This is a genomic window from Streptomyces sp. NPDC031497 (genome assembly GCF_055580905.1).
The window spans coordinates 335,614-355,189 of record NZ_JBVIKO010000007.1; the positions used below are offsets into that span (position 1 = coordinate 335,614).

The following is a 19,576-nucleotide window of genomic DNA, read 5'->3' on the forward strand; positions in this document are numbered from 1 at the left end:
CAGATGGGTGTGCAGAAGCCCTGGCCGACATGCCCTGAGCCGAGCGCGGGGCGAACATGCGAGTGAGGCGGCCCCGGCTCGATGGAGGTTCTGACGGCACCGCGTCTCGAAACACCAGGTCAGCGGCCTGGCATGAGGGTGCACATCTGGATCTGTGCCGACGGCCACAGCAAACGGGCCGCGCGTAGGCTCATACTGAGCCATGACAAAGCCTGCGGCACCGAAGCGTCACCTGCCTACCAGCCCCTTCAAAGCCCCGGTCGCACCAGCTCCCAAGCACTTTGCGATGGGCGATCAGGTCACCCATGATGTGTACGGTCTCGGCCGGGTCATCGGCATCGAAGAGGGAACCGCCGCGCTCGTCGACTTCGGTTCGGCGCAAATGCGGATCTTGAGCCCGTACGCCAAGATGACCAAGCTGTAGGACCGCCGTGCCCGGTCGCGGCACGCCAGGCCCCGTCAGGGACCTGTAACGAAAGGCAGACCTCTCATCGACTCGACGTCGCTGTTCTCCGCCCTGGAAGGGCAACCCCGCCGTTCCACCGCTGTATCGCCGCCTCCGACGACAAAGCCCTTCCAGGCCCCGGACTTCGGAGAAGACGAGATCTCCTGGCCCGAGGACGGACAGGAGCCCGCCCCGGACGCACGCGCGACGCGGCCCGAGGCTGCCTAGCGGCCGGTTCGACGGATGACCGCCGAGTGTCGTGGCGCTGCGGTGCCGCGTGGAGCGCGGGCGTCTGGACGCCCCGGAAGGGCGTGACGGAGCCGGCGCCCGTTACCGCCCCCCAACGTCCTCAGCTTCGGCAACCGACAGCAAAGGCCCCGGTTCGGTCCGGGGCCTTTGGCGTTTCGGGGCGGGGTGGCCGAGGGGTCAGGGCTTACGACGGATTGCCGGGGCGGACCGTGAGGTAGGTCCACCGGGTCCAGGTGCTGCCGGTCTGGGCGCCCTTGGCCGGCGGTGTGTAGTGGGCGCGGATGCGGTAGCGGTCGTTGCTCGTGAAGAGCTTGAGAGACCGGCCGTAGCCGTACCAGCCGTCGGCGTACAGGGGGACGCAGCTCTTCGAGGTGACCTGGTGCCAGGACCCCGAGTGGTAGTGCTCGACGAACACCGATGTGCAGCCGCTGGACTGACGGGGCGTGACCTGGACGTTGAAGCCCATGTTGACCTGGGGCTTGTAGAAGACCTGGTAGGTGGTGGAGCCGATGCGGGTGGTCGAGAGCGGCCACTGCATCTGCGTCCGGGTCGTCGGTGTGACGGTTGCGGTGGTGGTCACCGTGCGCGGTGCGTAGCGGTAGTCACCCGCGAAGGCGGCGCTGAAGACGGTGTTGCGGGTGACCTTGAACGACGTGACGAGGTTGCCGTGCGCGTCGGCCCTGCCGCTCCTGAGCTGTGCCCTGGGCTTGCCCGCGGGCTGGTCGTAGAGCGTCACGGTGCGGGAGTTGTACGTGTTCCCCAGGTGGGCGGTGACCTTGACGGTCGCGCCGGAGCGGTACGACTTCGCGTCGGTCGTCACGGTCAGGGCGGGAGCGGCCCGGGACACCTGGACCTTCGCCGACGCCGAGACCGGGAGGTAGGACGTGCCGCCGTCGTAGGTGAAGGCGTAGGTGTTCGTACCGCCGACCTGCGGGGTGTCGTGGAAGGCGAAGGTGCCGTCGGCGGCGACGGACGCGGTGCCCACCGAGTAGCCGGAGGGGTGCGCCAGGTCGGTCTTGACGACGTGCACCGCGCCCGTCCTCACATGCGCGTGCGGCCAGGTGAGCCGCCCGGTGACGGTCAGCGGCGCGGCACGGCCGGAGGTGGCCGGACCGGTCAGCGTCAGGGTGGGCGCGTACTTCGCGACGGGGACGGTGAAGGTCTGGGCGGCCGGGCCGTAGTGGCCGCTTCCCGAGTAGTCGACGTGGAAGCTCAGCGGGCCGGTGAGGGGAGCGGTGCCGGCGACGTAGTAGGAGCCGAAGAAGTCGGCGATGCTCGCCGGGGTGGTCGTCGGGTCCGGGACGAGCACGCCGTCCGGGTCGGCGTCGTCGTAGCGCGTGATCCGTACGGTGCCCGGCAGCAGGGTCTGACCGGGGCTCAGCATGAGGTCCGAATCGAAGCGCGTCCGGAACGAGTAGGCCTCGCCGGGGGCGAGCGGGGTGGTGGTCGGGCCTCCGTAGAGCCTGACCCACGCGGATTCCGGGTTGCGGGCTATCCGCAGCGTCGGTGTTCCGCCGGAGGCGTCCACGGCCACGCCGTAGAGCCGGCTGCCGTCCGGCGCCCAGGCGAGGCCGGCCGGGGCCAGATGCAGCGGAGCGTCGATCTCGTAGAGGTTGTAGCTGCCCCTGCCGGTTTCCGGGAAGGCCTCGAACCCGTAGTTGCAGCCGCAGCCGGCCAGGGTGCCGTCCGGGGCCACGGCGACGGACTTGCCTGCCAGCGCCTCGGGGAACTGCCCGTCCACGGCCAGGTCCGAGGTCCGGTACCGGATGGAGGTCGCCCTCAGCCAGGACGCGACCGCCAGATGCTGTCCGTCCGCCGTGACCGCGAGGTCGCTCAGGTCGGGGACGGGCAGTTGCTTCGCGGCCTGCCGGGTCAGGGCACCGTCCTCGGCCCGGTACGTCACGAAGGCGGAGGTGTCGCCCGTCTGCGCGGCCGCCGCGAGGACGCCGGAGGCCGTGGGTGTCGTGGCCAGCATCGGCGGTGCCGTCCAACTGCCCGGATCCTGCTGGAGGGTGACCGCGCCGGTGCCGTCGACGGATCCGATGCCGCCGGCGCCCGCCGTGCCGTATCCGAACCAGAGGGTGCCCCCGGCGACGGCCAGGGAGTCCGGACGGGTGCCCGCGCCCGTGGCGTAACGGGCCGACTCGGTCAGCTTCTCCGTGCTGATCACCGATATCGCGTCCTGGCCCGGGAGAGCCGCGTACAACGTGGATCCGTCGGCGGAGACGGCGAGGCCGGTGGCCCCCGGCTCGTCGTCGATCAGTGTCGGGTTTCCGCCGTCGAGGTCGGTGACGAGAATGCCGTCGGTGTCGGCGCCGCCGCTGATGAAGAGGTGTCCGTGCGGAGCGTCCACGACCATGTGCGCGAAGTGCGCGATCGGCAGCGGTGTGTCCGATGCCGCGTACGCGCCGACGGCGCCCGGACCGATGACGGTCGTCAGTCCCACGAGCAGTGCTGCGGTGGTTGGCAGCGAGAATCTCGCCGACTTCATGAACGGGCCCCCCACGTAACCTTCACGATCAAGGCGCGCAACCTAACACAGGGAATTGACAAGGAGCGTGGGGGGCCGGGGGTCGTGGCGGTGGATCCGTGGGCCGCCGTGATGGTTCCGGCTCACGCCGTGGTGAGGACGCGGGTGCGCTCGCGGCCGCGGAGGGTCTGGCCGCGTACCACGATGATGCCCAGGCGGATGACGACCTCGCTGACGGCCATGAGGACCAGCGCGGCGACCCATGCCTGTCCGCCGGTGATGTCGTGGGTGGCGGAGAAGTGGGCTATGTGGGTCTCGCCGGAGGGGTGGGAGGTCCAGATCGCGAAGCCCAGGCGGAAGCCCATGCTGAGCACCCACAGGGCCGCCGCGCCCAGGGTCGCCTTGACCCGGACGTGCCCGTCCGCGAACCGGACCCGGGTGAGCAGGCCGCCGGCCACGCCGCAGGCGATGCCGATTCCGGCGAACGCGGCGATGAGGGAGGGGTCGTTGCCCGCGGTCGGGATGTCGTGCAGGTAGCTGGTCGCCACCCAGGTGACCAGGCCCAGGGGCAGCAGCAGCCTGAAGGCCGTCAGCCGCTCCTCCCGCATCTGCTTGATGACCACGAGGATGAGCGCCACATCGATGATCCAGTCGGAAATCGTCATGCCCCGACTATCCGGTTCCGACCCCGTCCGGCACTTGGACCCATGGGTGGAAGCAGGGTGGAAAACGGGTGGATGCGGCCGCTCTACCCGGGGGAGGACTCAGCACGGCTCGTGACGTCGCCGCAGCCGGCGGTGTCCTTGGAGGCCACGGTGTCCTTGGTGTCCTTGGAGCCGCTGCGGTTCAGTCGTTCCAGGTATTCGTGGGCCAGCTCCGTCGCGCGGGTGAACCAGTCGGTGAGGGTGGCCAGTTCGTCGGGCGTGTAGTCGGCGAACAGGTCCGCGAGGCGTGCGTAGTGGCCGGCGTACACCGCCTCGACGCGGACGACCGCGTCCGGGACCGCGGCCACCCGGACCCGGCGGCGGTCGTCGGGGTCGGGGCGCCGGGTCACGTAGCCCGCGCGTTCCAGGCGGTTGAGGATGCCCGTCACCGCGCCCGTCGTCACATGCGCGCGGGCGGCCAGGTCGCCCGCCGTCAGCAGGTCCTCGCCCGCCTCCAGGACGAAGCCGAAGCAGGTGAGGTCCGTGACGTTGACCCCGAGCCGCCGGGCCAGCTCCTGCTGGCCGATCACGTGGGCCGCGATCAGGTGGTCCATCGCGGACCGGGCCCGGGCGGGGTCCGCGGGCGGTCGGGGCTTGCCGTGCATGGTCGTTCCCGATTCCTTGGGGGTTCGCGGGTCCCTGGAGACCCGTCGATCCTCGAAGATTCGCCGAATCCCTTAGCGCGTGAGAGATCTACGGGGTAAATTTCTTAGCCCGTGAGGGATTCTAGTCGTCCTCGCGTCGGACGTTGTGTTTCTGCTGCCATGAAGTTTCCGCTGCCTATGAAGGGGAGGCGGGTAGGTGAGTCAGCACGACGAAGGTCACACGGTCGCCGGGTGGACGGGTACCGCGATCGCGACGGTCGGAAGCGGTCTGCTGGGGCTGGGGGTGTGTGCCGTCTCGGTCCCGGCCCTGGTCGGAGGGGCCGCGGTGAGTGCCGTGAGCGTCCTGGTCACCTGGTCTCTGCACCTCGCCGGCTGGGGCAAGCCGCCCGGCCCCCGGCCCCGGACGCAGTGGCCGCTCGGGGCCCGGGACACCGGCGCCCGCGACGGTCACCCCGGATGTGTGTCGTGCCGTCTGGCGGGCCGCGGACGACGCACCGGGTCCGTGCTGGAGCCGGTGACCACCACCGGTGAGACCGAGCCCGCGACCGCCCGGGCCGGCGGCTGACCAGGAGTCCGCGCTCCCCCTCCCACGTCGCCCGTTCCGTTGTCAGTGCCGCCCTCTACGCTCGCGAGTGATGGCACAGGTGTGGAAATGCTCGGGGCTGCGGTGGTCGGACGGCGGGCCCGTGCTGGTGTGGAGCGGCGGGCGGCGCAGTGTGCTCGGGCCGGGGAAGCGCGTCGCCTTCAGGACGGCCGACGGAGCTGTGCGGGAGTGCGTGGGGGCGCGGGGGCATCCCTGCGCGGTCCGCGCGTCCGTGTCCGCGCGCAGTACCGGTGCGCGCTGCGAAGAGTGTGCCCGGCTGGACCGGGCGCACTCCGTGGCCGCCGACGGCATCGCCGATGATCCTCGGCCGTACCACGTGTACCTGGCGTGGTTCGGGCCCGGCATGGTCAAGGTCGGGATCACCGCCGCCGAGCGCGGGCCGGCGCGGCTGCTGGAGCAGGGGGCCGTGTGCTTCAGCTGGCTGGGTGCCGGGCCGCTGATGGCCGCGCGGCGGGCCGAGGAGTTGTTGCGGGCCGCGCTCAAGGTGCCCGACCGGATTCCCTACGGCGACAAGCGCGTCGTACGGGCCGCCCTGCCGGCAAGCGATGCCGAGCGTGCCGCCGAGGTCGTCGTGCTGCATGCGCGGGCCCTGGCGCTCGGGGCCTGGCCCGAGGCGCTCGTTCCCGAGCCCTGCCAAGTCGTCGACCACGTGCGGGTGTTCGGGCTTGACGGGGTGCCCGCCGCCGTCGGCGAGGTGGTCGAGCTGGTCCCGGGTGGCGTGGTGAGCGGTGAGCTCGTCGCGGCCGCCGGGCCGGATCTGCATCTCGCCACCCGGCGCGGGGTCGTCGTCCTCGACACGCGCTTGCTGCCCGGGTGGGAGCTGATCGCCGCCGGAGCCGGGGACGAGGGGGAACTCGGCGTACCCGTGCGGGAGTTCACCGCACCCCAGGAGGGGCTGTTCTGACCCGTGCCGGACATCCGGGAAGGATCCCCCGGGACGGACCTGCCGAGGTCCGCCCGAATCCACCCACCAGGCGCCCTGTCGCCCACCCCGGTACGCTCTCATCAGCGGTTCATCGGCCTTTCATCAGTGGGCCGGACGCACACCGGACGTACATGATCCGCACAGCCGGGAGGTGGGCGCCGGGCCCGAGTTGGTGCGCACGTGGTGGGATTCCCAGGCGTTCCCTGAGAGGCGCCTGTGTGTTTCTTAGGGAAATCACAGATTAGTGAAAGCGTGTTCTCAGAGGACCCCGACAAGGTGTCCACCATGACCACGACCTCGCCCCAGGGGCGCACCGAACTGCTGAGGCCGGACGGGAGCCCCGTCCGAGTGCTTGTGGTGGACGACGAGCTGTCGATCACCGAACTCCTTTCCATGGCCCTCCGCTACGAGGGCTGGCAGATCCGGAGTGCGGGTGACGGCACGGGTGCCATCCAGACCGCCCGGGAGTTCCGGCCCGACGCCGTCGTCCTCGACATGATGCTGCCCGACATGGACGGCCTCACCGTTCTCGGTCGCCTGCGGCGCGAGCTGCCCGACGTGCCGGTGCTGTTCCTCACCGCGAAGGACGCGGTCGAGGACCGGATCGCCGGTCTCACCGCGGGCGGCGACGACTACGTCACCAAACCCTTCAGCCTCGAAGAGGTCGTGGCGCGGCTGCGCGGGCTGATCCGCCGCTCCGGTGCCGCCGACCGGCGGTCGGACTCGGTGCTCGTCGTCGGTGACCTCACCCTGGACGAGGACAGCCACGAGGTCTCGCGGGCCGGGGAGTCGATCCACCTCACCGCCACCGAGTTCGAGCTGCTGCGCTTCCTGATGCGCAACCCGCGGCGCGTGCTCAGCAAGGCCCAGATCCTGGACCGGGTGTGGTCGTACGACTTCGGCGGGCAGGCCAATGTGGTCGAGCTCTACATCTCGTACCTGCGCAGGAAGATAGACGCCGGCCGGGAGCCGATGATCCACACCCGGCGTGGGGCCGGTTACCTGATCAAGCCCGCCGCGTCATGAGCGGGCGACGACGGCCGCGTGCGCAGAAGCGACGTGGGGGTCCCCTCGCTCGAGTGAAGTCGAGAGTGGGGGAGGGACAGCCGCGCACCCTGCGGACCCGGCTCGTCGTCGTGTCCGTGACCCTGATCGCCGTGGTCTGCGCGGTGATCGGGACCGTCACGACCCTCGTGCTGCGGGACCACCTGTACGGGCAGCTGAACAGCAACCTGCGCGAGGTCGCGCTGCGTGTGGCCGGCGGACCCGTGGGCGGCTTCGCAGGCAAGGGCGACCCCCCGGCCGGCAACGCCAGCAAGCTCAAGCCGAACCAGCCGAAGACCCTCGGCGACTTCGTCACGCAGGGGCCGCAGCCGCAGAAGACCATCGCGGCCCAGGTCGAGAACGGGTCGATCACCAGCGGCAAGGTCGGTACCAAGGAGAACAACTCCGCCGGCTACACCCAGATGACCCCCGACGACCTCAGCGACGCCCAGATCAAGGCGCTCGGTTCCGTCGCCCAGGACCAGCGGCCGCACACGATCGACATCCCGGGCCTCGGCACGTACCAGGCCCAGTACGTCAAGGGCAACAACGGCACCTTCTACGTCGGTATCCCGACCTCCGACGTCGACGGCACGATCAACACCCTGATCATCGTCGAGATCAGCCTCACCCTCTCCGGCCTGATCGCCGCCTCCCTCGCCGGCACCGTCATGGTCGGCGTGGCCACCCGCCCGCTGCGCAGGGTCGCCAACACCGCCACCCGCGTCTCCGAACTCCCCCTGCACACCGGCGAGGTCAACCTCAGCGAGCGGGTCCCGGAGTCGGAGTGCGACCCGCACACCGAGGTCGGCCAGGTCGGCGCCGCGCTCAACCGCATGCTCAACCATGTGCACGGCGCCCTGCACGCCCGCCAGCAGAGCGAGATGCGGGTACGGCAGTTCGTCGCCGACGCCAGCCATGAGCTGCGCACCCCGCTCGCCTCCATCCGCGGCTACGCCGAGCTGACCCGGCGCGGCCGGGAGGAGGTCGGTCCCGACACCCGGCACGCCCTCGGCCGTATCGAGTCCGAGGCCGGCCGGATGACCCTCCTCGTCGAGGATCTGCTGCTGCTCGCCCGGCTGGACGCGGGTCGTCCGCTGCAGTTCGAGCACACCGACCTCATCCCGCTCGTCGTCGACACCATCAGCGACTCGCGCGCGGCCGGCATGGACCACAACTGGCGGCTCGACCTGCCCGACGAGCCGGCCCTGGTGGCCGCCGACGCGGCCCGTATCCAGCAGGTGCTGGTCAACCTGCTGGGCAACGCGCGCAAGCACACCCCGCCGGGGACCACCGTCACCGCCCGTATCCAGCGGCGCGGCCCGTGGATGTGCGTGGACGTCGAGGACAACGGGCAGGGCATTCCGCAGGACCTGCTGCCGCACGTCTTCGAGCGGTTCGCGCGCGGCGACTCCGCGCGGTCGCGGTCCACCGGGTCCACCGGCCTGGGCCTCGCCATCGTGCAGGCCGTCGCCTCCGCGCACGGCGGTGCCGTCACCGTGGACAGCGTTCCCGGCTGCACGGTGTTCACCCTGTATCTGCCCGCGCTTGCCCCGGCGGCTCCTCAGCCGGCCCCTGAAACGAATTGGCAATCGCACTCACAGGCACAGCACAGTGCCACCACATGGGTGCAACAGGGCGCCTGACCAGAGTCGTTCCCATGCGAACCGACTCTTCTCCCGGCACCCTGCCGGCGCGGGAGCACCTCCCGGCCGGAGACGCCGGTACGCCTGTCCTGGACGTAGTGATCCCCGTCTACAACGAGGAGAAGGACCTCGGCCCATGCGTCGTCAGACTGCATGACCACCTCAAGCGCACCTTCCCGTACGCGTTCCGCATCACCATCGCGGACAACGCGTCCACGGACACCACCCCCCAGGTGGCGAAGCGGCTCGAGGCGGAGCTGGCCGAGGTCAAGTCGTTCCGGCTGGAGCAGAAGGGCCGCGGCCGTGCGCTGCGGACCGTCTGGTCGGCCTCGGACGCGCCGATCCTCGCGTACATGGACGTGGACCTGTCGACCGACCTGAACGCGCTACTGCCGCTGGTGGCGCCGCTCATCTCCGGCCACTCCGACCTGGCGATCGGTTCCCGGCTGGCCCGCTCGTCGCGCGTGGTGCGCGGCGCCAAGCGGGAGTTCATCAGCCGCTCGTACAACCTGATCCTGCGCGGCTCGCTGCAGGCCCGCTTCTCGGACGCGCAGTGCGGCTTCAAGGCGATCCGGCGCGATGTCGCGCAGGTGCTGCTGCCGATGGTCGAGGACACCGGCTGGTTCTTCGACACCGAGATGCTGGTGATCGCCGAGCGCGCGGGCCTGCGCATCCACGAGGTGCCGGTCGACTGGGTCGACGACCCGAACTCGACCGTGCACATCGTGAAGACGGCCACCGACGACCTCAAGGGCGTGTGGCGGGTCGGCAAGGCGCTGGCCACCGGTTCGCTGCCGCTGGACCGGATCGCCCGCCCGTTCGGCGACGACCCGCGCGACCGCGACATCCAGGACGTGCCGAAGGGCCTGGCCCGCCAGCTCGTCGGCTTCTGCGTGGTCGGCGCCCTGTCGACCCTCTTCTACCTGGTGCTCTACAGCCTCTTCCGGCAGTTCTCCGGCTCGCAGATCGCCAACGCGCTCGCGCTGCTGGTGTCGGCCGTGGCCAACACGGCCGCCAACCGGCGCCTGACCTTCGGGGTGCGCGGCCGGGGCGGGGCGGTCCGGCACCAGGCGCAGGGCCTGGTCGTCTTCGGCATCGGCCTGGCGCTGACCAGCGGTTCGCTCGCCGCCCTGAACGCGGCGAGCAACGACCCCGCGCACTCCACCGAGCTGGCGGTGCTGGTCGCCGCCAACCTCGCCGCGACCGTCCTGCGCTTCCTGCTCTTCCGCGCCTGGGTCTTCCCGGACCGCGACGGCGGCCGGCAGGACTCCTCCACGGTGGTGGCCGGGCACACCCCGTCGTCGCCGACGTACACCACGGCCCCCGGCGGACACCAGCAGCAGGGTCCGCTGCCGCACCGCCCGACGTACCAGCCCTACGCCCAGGGCGCCACCACGACCACCCAACTCCGCGCCGGCGAAGCCGCGGACGGCACCTGGAGGGACGCCACCATGCAGTTGCAGCCGGTGCGCCCCCATGACACCGATCCGGGGGATCCCCGATGAGCAGCACCCACACCGACCGTCCGACCCAGTGGGGCCCGGCCTCCGAGGCTCCCCCGGCCCCCCGGCAGACGCCGGACGTCCAGGACGTCCCGGCCGTGCCGGTGCCGCAGGCGGATTCGGGCGAGCCCCGGCAGCCCTTCGCCCGCAGACTCTGGCGCGGCCGGCCCGAGGACCCCCGCTGGGCGCGCCCGGCCTTCCTGGGCCTGCTGCTCGTCACCGCGGTGCTGTACTTCTACAACCTGAGCGTCAACGGCTACTCGAACTCCTTCTACTCGGCCGCCGTCCAGGCCGGCACCAAGAGCTGGAAGGCGATGTTCTTCGGCTCGCTGGACGCGGGCAACGCGATCACCGTGGACAAGCCCTCGGCGTTCCTGTGGCCGATGGAGATCGCGGCCCGGATCTTCGGCCTGAACTCCTGGACGATCCTCGGCCCCGAGGTCCTCATGGGCGTCGGCACGGTCGCGGTCGTCTACGCCTCCGTGCGCCGCCGGTTCAGCCCCGCGGCCGGTCTGATCGCGGGCGCCGTGCTCGCGCTCACCCCCGTCGCGGCGCTGATGTTCCGGTTCAACAACCCGGACGCGATGCTGGCCCTGCTGATGGCGCTGGCCTGCTACCTCGTGGTCCGCGCCGTCGAGGACGGCAAGACGAAGTGGCTGGTGTGGGCGGGTGTGGCGATCGGCTTCGCCTTCCTCGCCAAGACCCTCCAGGCCTTCCTGATCCTGCCGGCGCTGGCGTTCGTGTACGCGGCCGTCGGCCCGCACACGCTGAAGAAGCGGATCGGCCAGCTGGCCCTCGCGACCGGCGCGCTGGTCGTCTCCGCCGGCTGGTGGGTGGCGATCGTCGAGCTGTGGCCGGCCTCCTCCCGCCCCTACATCGGCGGTTCGCAGGACAACAGCTTCCTGTCGCTGACCTTCGGCTACAACGGGCTCGGCCGCCTCAGCGGCGACGAGACCGGCAGCGTCGGCGGCGGTGGCGGCGGCACCGGCACCGGGCAGTGGGGTGCCACCGGCTGGGACCGGATGTTCAACTCCGAGATCGGCAGCCAGATCTCCTGGCTGCTCCCGGCCGCGCTGATCCTGCTGGCCGCGGGTCTGGTGGCGACGCGCAAGCTGCGGCGGACCTCGGTGACCCGGGCCTCGTTCCTGGTCTGGGGCGGCTCGCTGCTGATCACCATGGTGGTCTTCAGCTACATGGCCGGCATCTTCCACCAGTACTACACGATCGCCCTCGCCCCCTACATCGCCGCGGTGGTCGGCATGGGCGCCGGGCTGCTGTGGGAGAAGCGCGCCGAGTTGTGGGCGTCGCTCACCCTCGCCGCCGCCGTGGTCTCGGCCGCGGTCTGGGGCTACGTCCTCCTCAACCGCACCTCCACCTACCTGCCCTGGCTGAAGTGGCTGGTCCTGATCGGCGGTCTGGCCGCCGCGCTCGGTCTGATCTTCGCGGGCCGGATCAGCCGCCAACTCGCTCTCGGGGCGGCCGCGGTCGGCCTGGTGGCCGCGCTGGCGGGCCCGACGGCGTACACCCTCAGCACGCTGAACTCCGCGCACACCGGCTCCATCCCGACGGCGGGCCCGGCGGGCGCGAGCATGATGGGCTTCGGCGGCGGTCCCGGTGGGGGCGGCCGTGGCGGCATGGGCGGCGGCGGTGGCTTCGGCCAGGGCGGCCAGAACCAGCAGGGCCAGCAGGGCGGCAACGGCACCCAGAACCAGCAGGGCCAGAACGGCACCGGCGGCTTCCCGGGTGGCGGCACCGGCGGCTTCGGTGGCGGTATGCCGGGCCAGAACCAGCAGGGCCAGGGCCAGAACGGGAACGGGAGCACGCAGAACGGCAACGGCTTCCCCGGCGGCGGCCGGATGGGCGAAGGCGGCGGCATGGGCGGCGGCGGTGGCGTCGGCGGCCTGCTGAACGGCGCGACCGTCACCTCCGAGGCCAAGAAGCTGCTGGAGAAGGACGCCTCGAAGTACACCTGGGTCGCGGCGGCCATCGGCGCCCAGAACGCGGCGAGCTACCAGCTGGCCACCGACGACTCGGTGATGGCGATCGGCGGCTTCAACGGCACCGACCCGTCCCCGACGCTGGCCCAGTTCAAGGAGTACGTGGCAGACGGCAAGATCCACTACTTCATCTCCTCCGGCACCGGCGGCGGCATGGGCGGCAGCAGCAGCGGCACGTCCTCGCAGATCACCTCGTGGGTCGAGAAGAACTTCAAGAAGGTGACGGTCGGTTCGTCCACCTTCTACGACCTCACGCAGAAGGCGAGCAGCAGCTGACGGTTGCCCGATCGGCGAGAGGGCGGTGGCTTCGGCCACCGCCCTCTGGCGTACGTCAGGGAAAACGGCGTTGTACGCCGTATAGGAAGTCTCTTACGGTGTACAACATGACTTCTCAGGGCCATCCCCAGCGCTGGCTGATCCTCGGTGTGATCTGCCTCGCGCAGCTCACCGTGCTGCTCGACAACACCGTTCTGAACGTGGCGATCCCCTCCCTCACCCGGGAGTTGCACGCGGCCACCGCGGACATCCAGTGGATGATCAACGCGTACTCGCTCGTCCAGTCCGGCCTGCTGCTCACCGCCGGCAGCGCGGCCGACCTCTACGGCCGCAAGAAGATGCTGATCACGGGACTCGTCCTGTTCGGCGCGGGTTCGCTGGCCGCGGGCCTGGCCGGCTCCACGGCCCAGCTGATCGCCGCCCGGGCCGGGATGGGTGTGGGCGGCGCACTCCTGCTCACCACCACCCTCGCCGTGGCGATGCAGATCTTCACCCCCGACGAGCACCCCAAGGCCATCGGCATCTGGAGCGCCGTCAACGCGCTGGGCTTCGCCGCCGGGCCGCTGATCGGCGGGTTCATGCTCAACCACTTCTGGTGGGGCGCGATCTTCCTGATCAACCTCCCGGTCGCGGCGCTGGCCCTGGCGGCGGTGGTCGTCCTGGTCCCCGAGTCGAAAAACCCGCAAGGCGACCGCCCCGACCTCCTCGGCGCGCTGCTCTCCACCATCGGCATGGCCGCACTGGTCTTCGCGATCATCTCCGGCCCGGAGCACGGCTGGACCTCGGCACGGGTGCTGGTCACGGCGGCCGTGGCGGTGGTGGCCCTGGCCCTGTTCGCGTACGGGGAGAACCGGATCCCGTACCCCATGCTCGACCCCCACTTCTTCCGGGACCGCCGCTTCACGGGTGCCGTCGCCGGCGCGGTGCTCATCACCTTCGGCATGGGCGGCGCGCTCTTCCTGCTCACCCAGCACCTGCAATTCGTCCTCGGCTACGGCCCGTTGGAGGCCGGCCTGCGCACGGCACCGCTCGCGCTCACGGTCGTCGCCCTCAACTTCACGGGACTGTCCGCCAGGTGGGCGACCAAGCTGGGTACGCCGGTGGCGATAGCCCTGGGGATGCTGCTGATGTCGCTCGGGCTGGTGTCCATCGCCGTACTGGACGCGAGCGGGTACGGCGGCACGCTGCTCGGTCTGCTGCTGATCGGAGCGGGGTGCGCGATCGCCAACCCGGCCATGGCGCACGCCATCATGAGCGCGATTCCTCCGGAGAAGGCCGGGGTGGGCGCCGGGATCAACGGCACGCTGGCGGAGTTCGGGAACGGTCTGGGGGTGGCCGTGCTGGGAGCGGTGCTCAGCTCTTGGGTGGCGTCGGGGAAGTCGTTTTCGGCGGGGCGGGGGGCAGGGCAGTTGGTGGGGGCGGTGGCCGTGGTGGTCGGGGGGTTCGTGGCGGCGGGACTTCTTCGTCGGGCGGAGAGGAATGTCGCCTAGTGGGCAGGGGGTACATGTCCAGCGGCGGGTGCGGGCGGATTGTGGCTGGTCGCGCCCACGCGGCGGAGCCGCATATAGGACACAGCCCCGCGCCCCTGAGGTGCGCTGGAGCTCTAGCATCTTCAGAAGTGATCGTGGAGGAAGGTGTCGTGATGGCGCGGGCCAGTGTGTGGCTGGGGGAGAAGGCCCGCAAGGGCGGCCGTAGCGGTCAGCCGTCCGGGCTCGACCGCGATCGCATCACCTCGGTCAGTGTCCGGCTCCTGGACTCCGACGGACTCGACAAGTTCTCCATGCGGCGGCTGGCGGCCGAGCTGAACGTGACCGCCATGTCCGTGTACTGGTACGTCGACACCAAGGACGACCTGCTGGAACTCGCCCTCGACGCGGCCTTCGGTGAACTGCGCCTGCCGGAGCCGGCCGACGGCGACTGGCGGGACCAACTGCGGGCGCTGGCCACGGAGTACCGCACGCTGCTGGTCCGCCACCCCTGGCTCTCCCCGCTGGCCGGCCGGTACCTCAACATCGGCCCGCACTCGCTGGCCTTCTCCCGCGTGGTCCAGCAGGTCGTCCGCCGCGCCGGCCTGCCCGCACACGGGGTGACCGGCGCGATCTCGGCCGTCTTCCAGTTCGTCTACGGCTACGGCACGATCGAGGGCCACTTCGCCGAGCGGGTGGCGGCGGCCGGCCTGACCCCGGACGAGTACTTCAGCACCGCGATGACCGCGGTGACCGAGGCCCCGGCGACGGCCCGGATCATCGAGGAGTCCAAGGACCTCATGGCCGCGAGGGGCGGCGACACGGTCGCCGAAATGCTGGACAGGGACTTCACCTTCGCCCTCGACCTGCTGATCGCCGGCATTGAAGCCAAGGTGACTCGACCCACCTGAGGGGCGCGAGGAACCGCGCGACCAGCCACAGCGGACCCGCACCCGCCGACCGGCCCGCACCCCCCACCCACTACGCGCCCGGCGAAGCCACTACGCGTACGGCGAAGCCAGCCGCGCCGGGAACCCGCCCGTGGCCACCGGCCCCCACTTCTCCGGCGTCACCCGGATGATCGACTTACCCTGCTTCAGCATCGCCGCCCGGTACTCGTCCCAGTCCGGATGCTCCCCGGCGATGTTCCGGTAGTACTCCACCAGCGGCTCCACCGACTCCGGCGAGTCGATCACCTCCGCGGTGCCGTCGACCTGGACCCACGGCCCGTCCCAGTCGTCGCTCAGGACGATCACGCTCACCCGCTCGTCCCGCTTGGCGTTGCGGGTCTTGGCCCGCTCGGGGTACGTGGAGGCCACGATCCGTCCTGAGTCGTCGACCCCGCAGGTCAGCGGCGACCCCTGGGGGCTGCCGTCGGCACGGCGCGTGAGCAGGATCGCGCGGTGGCGGGGTCGTACGAAGTCCAGCAGTTCGTCGAGGGAGACGGCGGTGTTGGTCGCGATGTTCGGTGCCATGGCGTCAGCCTAGGCCGACGGGACCCGCCCCGCCCGGTCGCTGCCTGTCCCTGCCGGTCCTACGCCTGCGGCAGGGACTCCCCCTGCACCGCCTGGATCTCCAGCTCGACCTTGAGGGTCGTGCCGATGGCCGCGATGCCCGCCTGGACGACCTGGTTGTAGTTCATCGCGAAGTCCTCGCGGTGCAGCTCGGCCGTCGCACGGAACGCGGCCCGGGTGCCGCCCCAGGGGTCGGCGCCGGTACCGAGGTAGGCGAGGTGGAGGTCGACGGGGCGTACGACACCGCGCATGGCCAGCTCGCCGTGGACCGTCCAGCGGTCGGAGCCGGCCACCGTCAGACCCGTCGAGGTGTACGTCAGCTCGGGGTAGCGCTCGACGTCCAGGAAGTCGGCCGAGCGCAGATGCGTGTCGCGCATGCCGTTGCCGGTGTCGATGGAGGCGGCCCGGATGACGGCCTGGACGCGGGACTTGGTGACGTCGTCGGGCGCGATCTCGATGGCGGCGGTGAAGTCGGTGAAGCGGCCGCGGACGCTGGAGATGCCCAGGTGCTGGGCGACCGCGGCGATGGTGGAGTGCGCCGGGTCGACGGTCCACGGGCCGGGCGGCGGCAGCTCGGTGCCGCCCTGCCGGGCGAGCGTGACCTTGCCGACCTCGGCACGGCCGCTGGCGGTGACGATGGCACTGGAGGCGGCGGGCGCGTAGCCCACGGCGGTGACGATGACGGTGTACGCACCGGGCGCGAGCGGGTTCGGGTCCCGTACCGTGCCCTCGTCGTCGGCCTCGACGCGCAGCACCTGCGTGCCGGTCATGTCGGTCACCGTGACGACCGCGTGCGACACGGCCCATCCGTCCCGGGTACGGATCCTGGCGGTGAGTCCCATCCCGAATTCTCCCTGAAAACCGATCTAGAGGCGTGAAAAGCCCTATAAATTGCACAGATTGCGACGGCCCGGGGCAGCAGATGAACCATCGCTGCCCCGGGCCGGGGTGAACTACTCGCCGGGGTGGGAGAGTTCGATGTCGTGCCCGTCGACACCGGCGCCGGTGACGTTCAGGGCCGTGGCGACCGGCGGGTAGCCCGTCGCGATCACGGTGTAGTCACCGCCGTCCAGGTCGGCGAAGGCGTACGCGCCGTCCAGGCCGGTGGTGGACGTGCCGACCACGTTGCCGGCCGCGTCCACGAGGGTGACGCGGGCGTCGGCCAGCGGCCCGTGCGGGGCCCGTACGACACCCTGGAGCTGGGCGCCGGCGTCCAGGTCGACCTCGATCCGGGTGACCCCGGTGGTGCCGATCTGGACCGGCAGGGCGCGGGGGCGGTAGCCGGCCGCGTTCACCGCGACCGTCACCACACCGGGCACCAGGTCGCCGAAGACGAACTGGCCCTGGTCACCGGTGGCCGCGGTGGCCAGCAGGTCGCCGCGCACGTCGGTGACGATCACCATCGCGTCCTTGACCGGCAGCGCGCTGCCCGCGCCCCGCACCACACCGCTCAGCCCGCTGGTGCCGCTGAGCAGGATGTCGTACGGCAGCGGGTCCTCGCCCACCAGGACGGTGGCTGCCTGCGGCTGGTAGCCGTCGGCGGAGGCGATCAGCACGTACGAACCCGCGCCGGGGGCGTCCAGGCGGTAGGAGCCGTCGAAGCCCGCGACCGAGCGGCCCAGCTGGCGGCCGGAGAGCGAGATGAGAGTGACCGCGGCCTGGGCGACCGGGGCGCTCTCGGCGCCGCGCACGAAGCCGTGCACCGGGGTGGAGCCGGAGCCCGCCGACTGCTCGGGGGCGAGGGTGGCCACGGCGGCGAACTGCCGGGTGGCTTCCGCGGCGGTGTCCGTGGTGCCGCTCACGACCGGGGCGGCCCAGCTGGGGACCGTCTCCTCGGCGGGAGCCGGGACGGCAGGGGCAGCGGCGGCGACCGGAGCGGCCTCGATGCCCTGCTCGTCGGCGGCGGCCTGGGCGAGCGCGCCCTTGGTCCGCAAGGGGACCTCCTTGATGAACAGGCTGATCAGGAACGCCAGGGCCGCGAGGCCGCCGGCGATCAGGAAGACGTCGGCGATGCCGTGGCCGTAGGAGCTCTCCATGAGGGTGCGCAGCGGGACCGGCAGCTTGCTCAGGTCCGGGAGGCTGTCGCTGGAGGAGCTGGAACCGGCCAGGGCGGCCTGGTACTTGTGCGGGAGGGCGGCGGCGCCCTCGGTCACGTAGTGCGTGATCCGGTGGGCCATCACCGCGCCCAGCGCGGAGACGCCGACCGCACCACCGAGGGAACGGAAGAAGGTGACCGTGGAGCTGGCCGAGCCGAGGTCGGAGGGCTCGACCTGGTTCTGCGTGCACAGCACCAGGTTCTGCATCATCATGCCGATGCCGAGACCCAGCAGCGCCATGAAGATGCCCATCTTCCAGTACGCCGTGTCGTACCGGATGGTCCCGAGCAGGCCGAGGCCGGCCGTCACGAGCACGCCACCGCTGACCAGCCATGCCTTCCAGCGGCCGGTGCGGGTGATGAACTGCCCGGAGACGGTGGAGGAGACGAACAGACCGCCGATCATCGGGATCGTCATCACGCCGGACATCGTCGGGGACTTGTCGCGGGCCAGCTGGAAGTACTGGCTGAAGAAGACCGTGCCGGTGAACATCGCGACACCGACGAACAAGGAGGCCAGCGAGGCCAGGGTGATGGTGCGGTTGCGGAACAGCCGCAGCGGGATGATCGGCTCCTTGGCCTTCGACTCGATGAGCACGAAGATCAGGCCGAGCACGATCGAACCGCCGACCATGGCGTAGGTCTGCCAGGAGATCCAGTCGTACTTGTCACCGGCGAAGGTGACCCAGAGCAGCAGCAGCGAGACGGCGGCGGCGACGAAGAACGCGCCGGACCAGTCGACCTTGACGTCCCGCTTCAGCACGGGCAGGTGCAGCGTCTTCTGCAGCACGATCAGCGCGACGACGGCGAAGGGGACACCGACGTAGAAGCACCAGCGCCAGCCCAGCCACGAGGTGTCGGTGATGACACCGCCGAGCAGCGGGCCGCCGACGGTGGCGACGGCGAAGGTCGCACCGAGGTAGCCGGAGTAACGGCCGCGCTCACGCGGCGAGATCATCGCGGCCATGACGATCTGGGCGAGCGCCGACAGACCGCCGACGCCGACGCCCTGGACGACACGGCAGGCGATCAGCATGCCGGAGTTCTGCGACAGACCGGCGGCCGCGGAGCCCAGGACGTAGATGATCAGGGCGATCTGGACGAGCGCCTTCTTGCTGTACAGGTCGGAGAGCTTGCCCCACAACGGGGTGGTGGCGGTCATGGCCAGCAGCGACGCGCTGACGACCCAGGTGTAGGCGGACTGGCCGCCGCCCAGGTCGCTGATGATGTGCGGCAGAGCATTGGTGACGATCGTGGACGACAGGATCGCCACGAACATACCGAGCAGCAGCCCGGATATCGCTTCCATGATCTGCCGGTGCGTCATCGGGGCAGCCTGCTCGACGGAGCCTCCCCCGTGCTTTGCATGGGCCCGCACACCGGCTGGTGTGGTCGTTGCCATGGGCTTCCTTTTCTACGTCTTACGCGGGTGTACGGGTGGTCGGTTCGAGTACGGGGGCGATGGTGGGGGCGCGAGCGGCGGAGGCGACCGTGGCCGCGGCGGCGGCCTTCAGGGTCCCCGGGGCCGGCTCGGCCGAGGCGGTCAGCCGCGGGTGGGCGGTCCGGCAGTCGCCGAAGCTGTCCCGCAGCCGGGTCATCAGCCGGATCAGCTGGTCGACCTCCTCGTCGCTCCAGTCGCCCAGCCGCTCGGTGAGCAGCTCGGTGCTGCGCCGGGACAGGTCCTGGAGGGTCGCCTCGCCCGCGGGGGTGAGGTGCAGGATGCGGGACCGCTTGTCCGCCGGGTCGGAGGACCGCTCGATCCAGCCGCGCTCGGCGACATGCGCCACGTGCCGGCTGGTCACGGACATGTCCACGGCGAGCAGCTCGGCGAGCTTGCTCATGCGCATGGATCCGTAGCGGCCGAGCAGCGTCAGCACGGCCGCGGAGCCGGTCGGGCAGTCGGGCGGCAGAATGCGCCCCAGGTCCCGCTTCACGGCTCCGACGGCGCTGAGCTGACGCGCCAGCTCCTCGAACTGCGCCTGCTCCGCCATCACACCTCCCGTATTCGTTGCTTGGGGCAACCATAGAACTGCT

At 70.9% G+C, this 19,576-nt stretch carries 16 protein-coding genes; 9 read left to right on the forward strand and 7 right to left on the reverse strand.

The genetic code is table 11. The features are described from left to right. Positions 1-202: 202 nt before the first annotated feature. Entirely contained in the window at positions 203-424 is a 222-nt protein-coding gene (locus ACZ5K7_RS17515) for a hypothetical protein (RefSeq protein WP_351695681.1), read from the forward strand. Positions 425-878: 454 nt separating this feature from the next. Here the strand turns inward: ACZ5K7_RS17515 and ACZ5K7_RS17520 are convergent, their stop codons facing one another. From ACZ5K7_RS17520 to ACZ5K7_RS17530, 3 genes are all read right to left on the reverse strand, one after another. Then, positions 879-3,185, reverse strand: a complete 2,307-nt coding sequence (locus ACZ5K7_RS17520) for a hypothetical protein (RefSeq protein ID WP_468914396.1) — start codon at positions 3,183-3,185, stop codon at positions 879-881. Positions 3,186-3,307: 122 nt separating this feature from the next. Further along, positions 3,308-3,829, reverse strand: coding sequence for a hypothetical protein (locus ACZ5K7_RS17525; RefSeq protein ID WP_351695677.1), 522 nt, complete (start codon positions 3,827-3,829; stop codon positions 3,308-3,310). An 83-nt stretch (positions 3,830-3,912) separates the two neighbouring features. Continuing rightward, positions 3,913-4,473 (reverse strand): MarR family winged helix-turn-helix transcriptional regulator, encoded by a 561-nt coding sequence (locus ACZ5K7_RS17530; protein WP_468914398.1) that lies wholly within the window; start codon positions 4,471-4,473, stop codon positions 3,913-3,915. A gap of 196 nt (positions 4,474-4,669) precedes the next feature. On the opposite strand from ACZ5K7_RS17530, the gene ACZ5K7_RS17535 reads away from it, so the two are divergent. The 8 genes from ACZ5K7_RS17535 (at position 4,670) to ACZ5K7_RS17570 (ending at position 14,844) form a co-directional block, all read left to right on the forward strand. Next, positions 4,670-5,038 (forward strand): HGxxPAAW family protein, encoded by a 369-nt coding sequence (locus ACZ5K7_RS17535; protein WP_468914399.1) that lies wholly within the window; start codon positions 4,670-4,672, stop codon positions 5,036-5,038. A gap of 70 nt (positions 5,039-5,108) precedes the next feature. Next, positions 5,109-5,981 (forward strand): DUF2797 domain-containing protein, encoded by an 873-nt coding sequence (locus ACZ5K7_RS17540; RefSeq protein WP_468914401.1) that lies wholly within the window; start codon positions 5,109-5,111, stop codon positions 5,979-5,981. A 306-nt stretch (positions 5,982-6,287) separates the two neighbouring features. Further along, on the forward strand, positions 6,288-7,028 hold the full coding sequence (locus ACZ5K7_RS17545; protein ID WP_194078854.1) for a response regulator transcription factor: 741 nt from the start codon (positions 6,288-6,290) through the stop codon (positions 7,026-7,028). Further along, a complete protein-coding gene (locus tag ACZ5K7_RS17550; protein WP_351695668.1) occupies positions 7,025-8,692 on the forward strand; it encodes a HAMP domain-containing sensor histidine kinase in 1,668 nt (555 codons plus the stop codon). Before ACZ5K7_RS17545 ends, ACZ5K7_RS17550 begins: the two co-directional genes overlap by 4 nt. A 14-nt stretch (positions 8,693-8,706) precedes the next feature. Continuing rightward, on the forward strand, positions 8,707-10,197 hold the full coding sequence (locus ACZ5K7_RS17555; protein WP_351695666.1) for a bifunctional glycosyltransferase family 2/GtrA family protein: 1,491 nt from the start codon (positions 8,707-8,709) through the stop codon (positions 10,195-10,197). Continuing rightward, positions 10,194-12,467 (forward strand): glycosyltransferase family 39 protein, encoded by a 2,274-nt coding sequence (locus tag ACZ5K7_RS17560; RefSeq protein WP_468914403.1) that lies wholly within the window; start codon positions 10,194-10,196, stop codon positions 12,465-12,467. The genes ACZ5K7_RS17555 and ACZ5K7_RS17560 overlap by 4 nt, the downstream gene beginning before the upstream one ends. A 107-nt stretch (positions 12,468-12,574) precedes the next feature. Continuing rightward, positions 12,575-13,957 carry an MFS transporter gene (locus ACZ5K7_RS17565; protein ID WP_468914405.1) on the forward strand — a complete coding sequence of 461 codons (1,383 nt, stop codon included), beginning with the start codon at positions 12,575-12,577 and terminating at the stop codon, positions 13,955-13,957. 152 nt (positions 13,958-14,109) lie between these two features. Next, a complete protein-coding gene (locus ACZ5K7_RS17570) occupies positions 14,110-14,844 on the forward strand; it encodes a TetR/AcrR family transcriptional regulator (protein ID WP_468914512.1) in 735 nt (244 codons plus the stop codon). Positions 14,845-14,934: 90 nt separating this feature from the next. Here the strand turns inward: ACZ5K7_RS17570 and ACZ5K7_RS17575 are convergent, their stop codons facing one another. The 4 genes from ACZ5K7_RS17575 to ACZ5K7_RS17590 all read right to left on the reverse strand — a co-directional run bounded on the left by ACZ5K7_RS17575 (position 14,935) and on the right by ACZ5K7_RS17590 (position 19,533). Next, entirely contained in the window at positions 14,935-15,408 is a 474-nt protein-coding gene (locus ACZ5K7_RS17575) for a PPOX class F420-dependent oxidoreductase (protein WP_468914407.1), read from the reverse strand. A gap of 59 nt (positions 15,409-15,467) precedes the next feature. Beyond that, positions 15,468-16,289: a YceI family protein gene (locus ACZ5K7_RS17580; RefSeq protein WP_468914409.1), complete on the reverse strand. Its 822-nt coding sequence runs from the start codon at positions 16,287-16,289 to the stop codon at positions 15,468-15,470. 111 nt (positions 16,290-16,400) lie between these two features. Then, positions 16,401-18,869: an MFS transporter gene (locus ACZ5K7_RS17585; RefSeq protein WP_468914411.1), complete on the reverse strand. Its 2,469-nt coding sequence runs from the start codon at positions 18,867-18,869 to the stop codon at positions 16,401-16,403. Positions 18,870-18,963: 94 nt separating this feature from the next. Further along, positions 18,964-19,533 carry a MarR family winged helix-turn-helix transcriptional regulator gene (locus ACZ5K7_RS17590; RefSeq protein WP_468914412.1) on the reverse strand — a complete coding sequence of 190 codons (570 nt, stop codon included), beginning with the start codon at positions 19,531-19,533 and terminating at the stop codon, positions 18,964-18,966. Between the last annotated feature and the right edge of the window lie 43 nt (positions 19,534-19,576).

Coding starts and splice junctions, on each gene's coding strand:
- ACZ5K7_RS17585 (WP_468914411.1), bottom strand. CDS start 18,869: ATGACGCACCGGCAGATCATGGAAGCGATATCCGGGCTGCTGCTCGGT.
- ACZ5K7_RS17560 (WP_468914403.1), top strand. CDS start 10,194: ATGAGCAGCACCCACACCGACCGTCCGACCCAGTGGGGCCCGGCCTCC.
- ACZ5K7_RS17520 (WP_468914396.1), bottom strand. CDS start 3,185: ATGAAGTCGGCGAGATTCTCGCTGCCAACCACCGCAGCACTGCTCGTG.
- ACZ5K7_RS17575 (WP_468914407.1), bottom strand. CDS start 15,408: ATGGCACCGAACATCGCGACCAACACCGCCGTCTCCCTCGACGAACTG.
- ACZ5K7_RS17540 (WP_468914401.1), top strand. CDS start 5,109: ATGGCACAGGTGTGGAAATGCTCGGGGCTGCGGTGGTCGGACGGCGGG.
- ACZ5K7_RS17555 (WP_351695666.1), top strand. CDS start 8,707: ATGCGAACCGACTCTTCTCCCGGCACCCTGCCGGCGCGGGAGCACCTC.
- ACZ5K7_RS17580 (WP_468914409.1), bottom strand. CDS start 16,289: ATGGGACTCACCGCCAGGATCCGTACCCGGGACGGATGGGCCGTGTCG.
- ACZ5K7_RS17570 (WP_468914512.1), top strand. CDS start 14,110: ATGGCGCGGGCCAGTGTGTGGCTGGGGGAGAAGGCCCGCAAGGGCGGC.
- ACZ5K7_RS17590 (WP_468914412.1), bottom strand. CDS start 19,533: ATGGCGGAGCAGGCGCAGTTCGAGGAGCTGGCGCGTCAGCTCAGCGCC.
- ACZ5K7_RS17530 (WP_468914398.1), bottom strand. CDS start 4,473: ATGCACGGCAAGCCCCGACCGCCCGCGGACCCCGCCCGGGCCCGGTCC.
- ACZ5K7_RS17525 (WP_351695677.1), bottom strand. CDS start 3,829: ATGACGATTTCCGACTGGATCATCGATGTGGCGCTCATCCTCGTGGTC.
- ACZ5K7_RS17515 (WP_351695681.1), top strand. CDS start 203: ATGACAAAGCCTGCGGCACCGAAGCGTCACCTGCCTACCAGCCCCTTC.
- ACZ5K7_RS17550 (WP_351695668.1), top strand. CDS start 7,025: ATGAGCGGGCGACGACGGCCGCGTGCGCAGAAGCGACGTGGGGGTCCC.
- ACZ5K7_RS17545 (WP_194078854.1), top strand. CDS start 6,288: ATGACCACGACCTCGCCCCAGGGGCGCACCGAACTGCTGAGGCCGGAC.
- ACZ5K7_RS17565 (WP_468914405.1), top strand. CDS start 12,575: ATGACTTCTCAGGGCCATCCCCAGCGCTGGCTGATCCTCGGTGTGATC.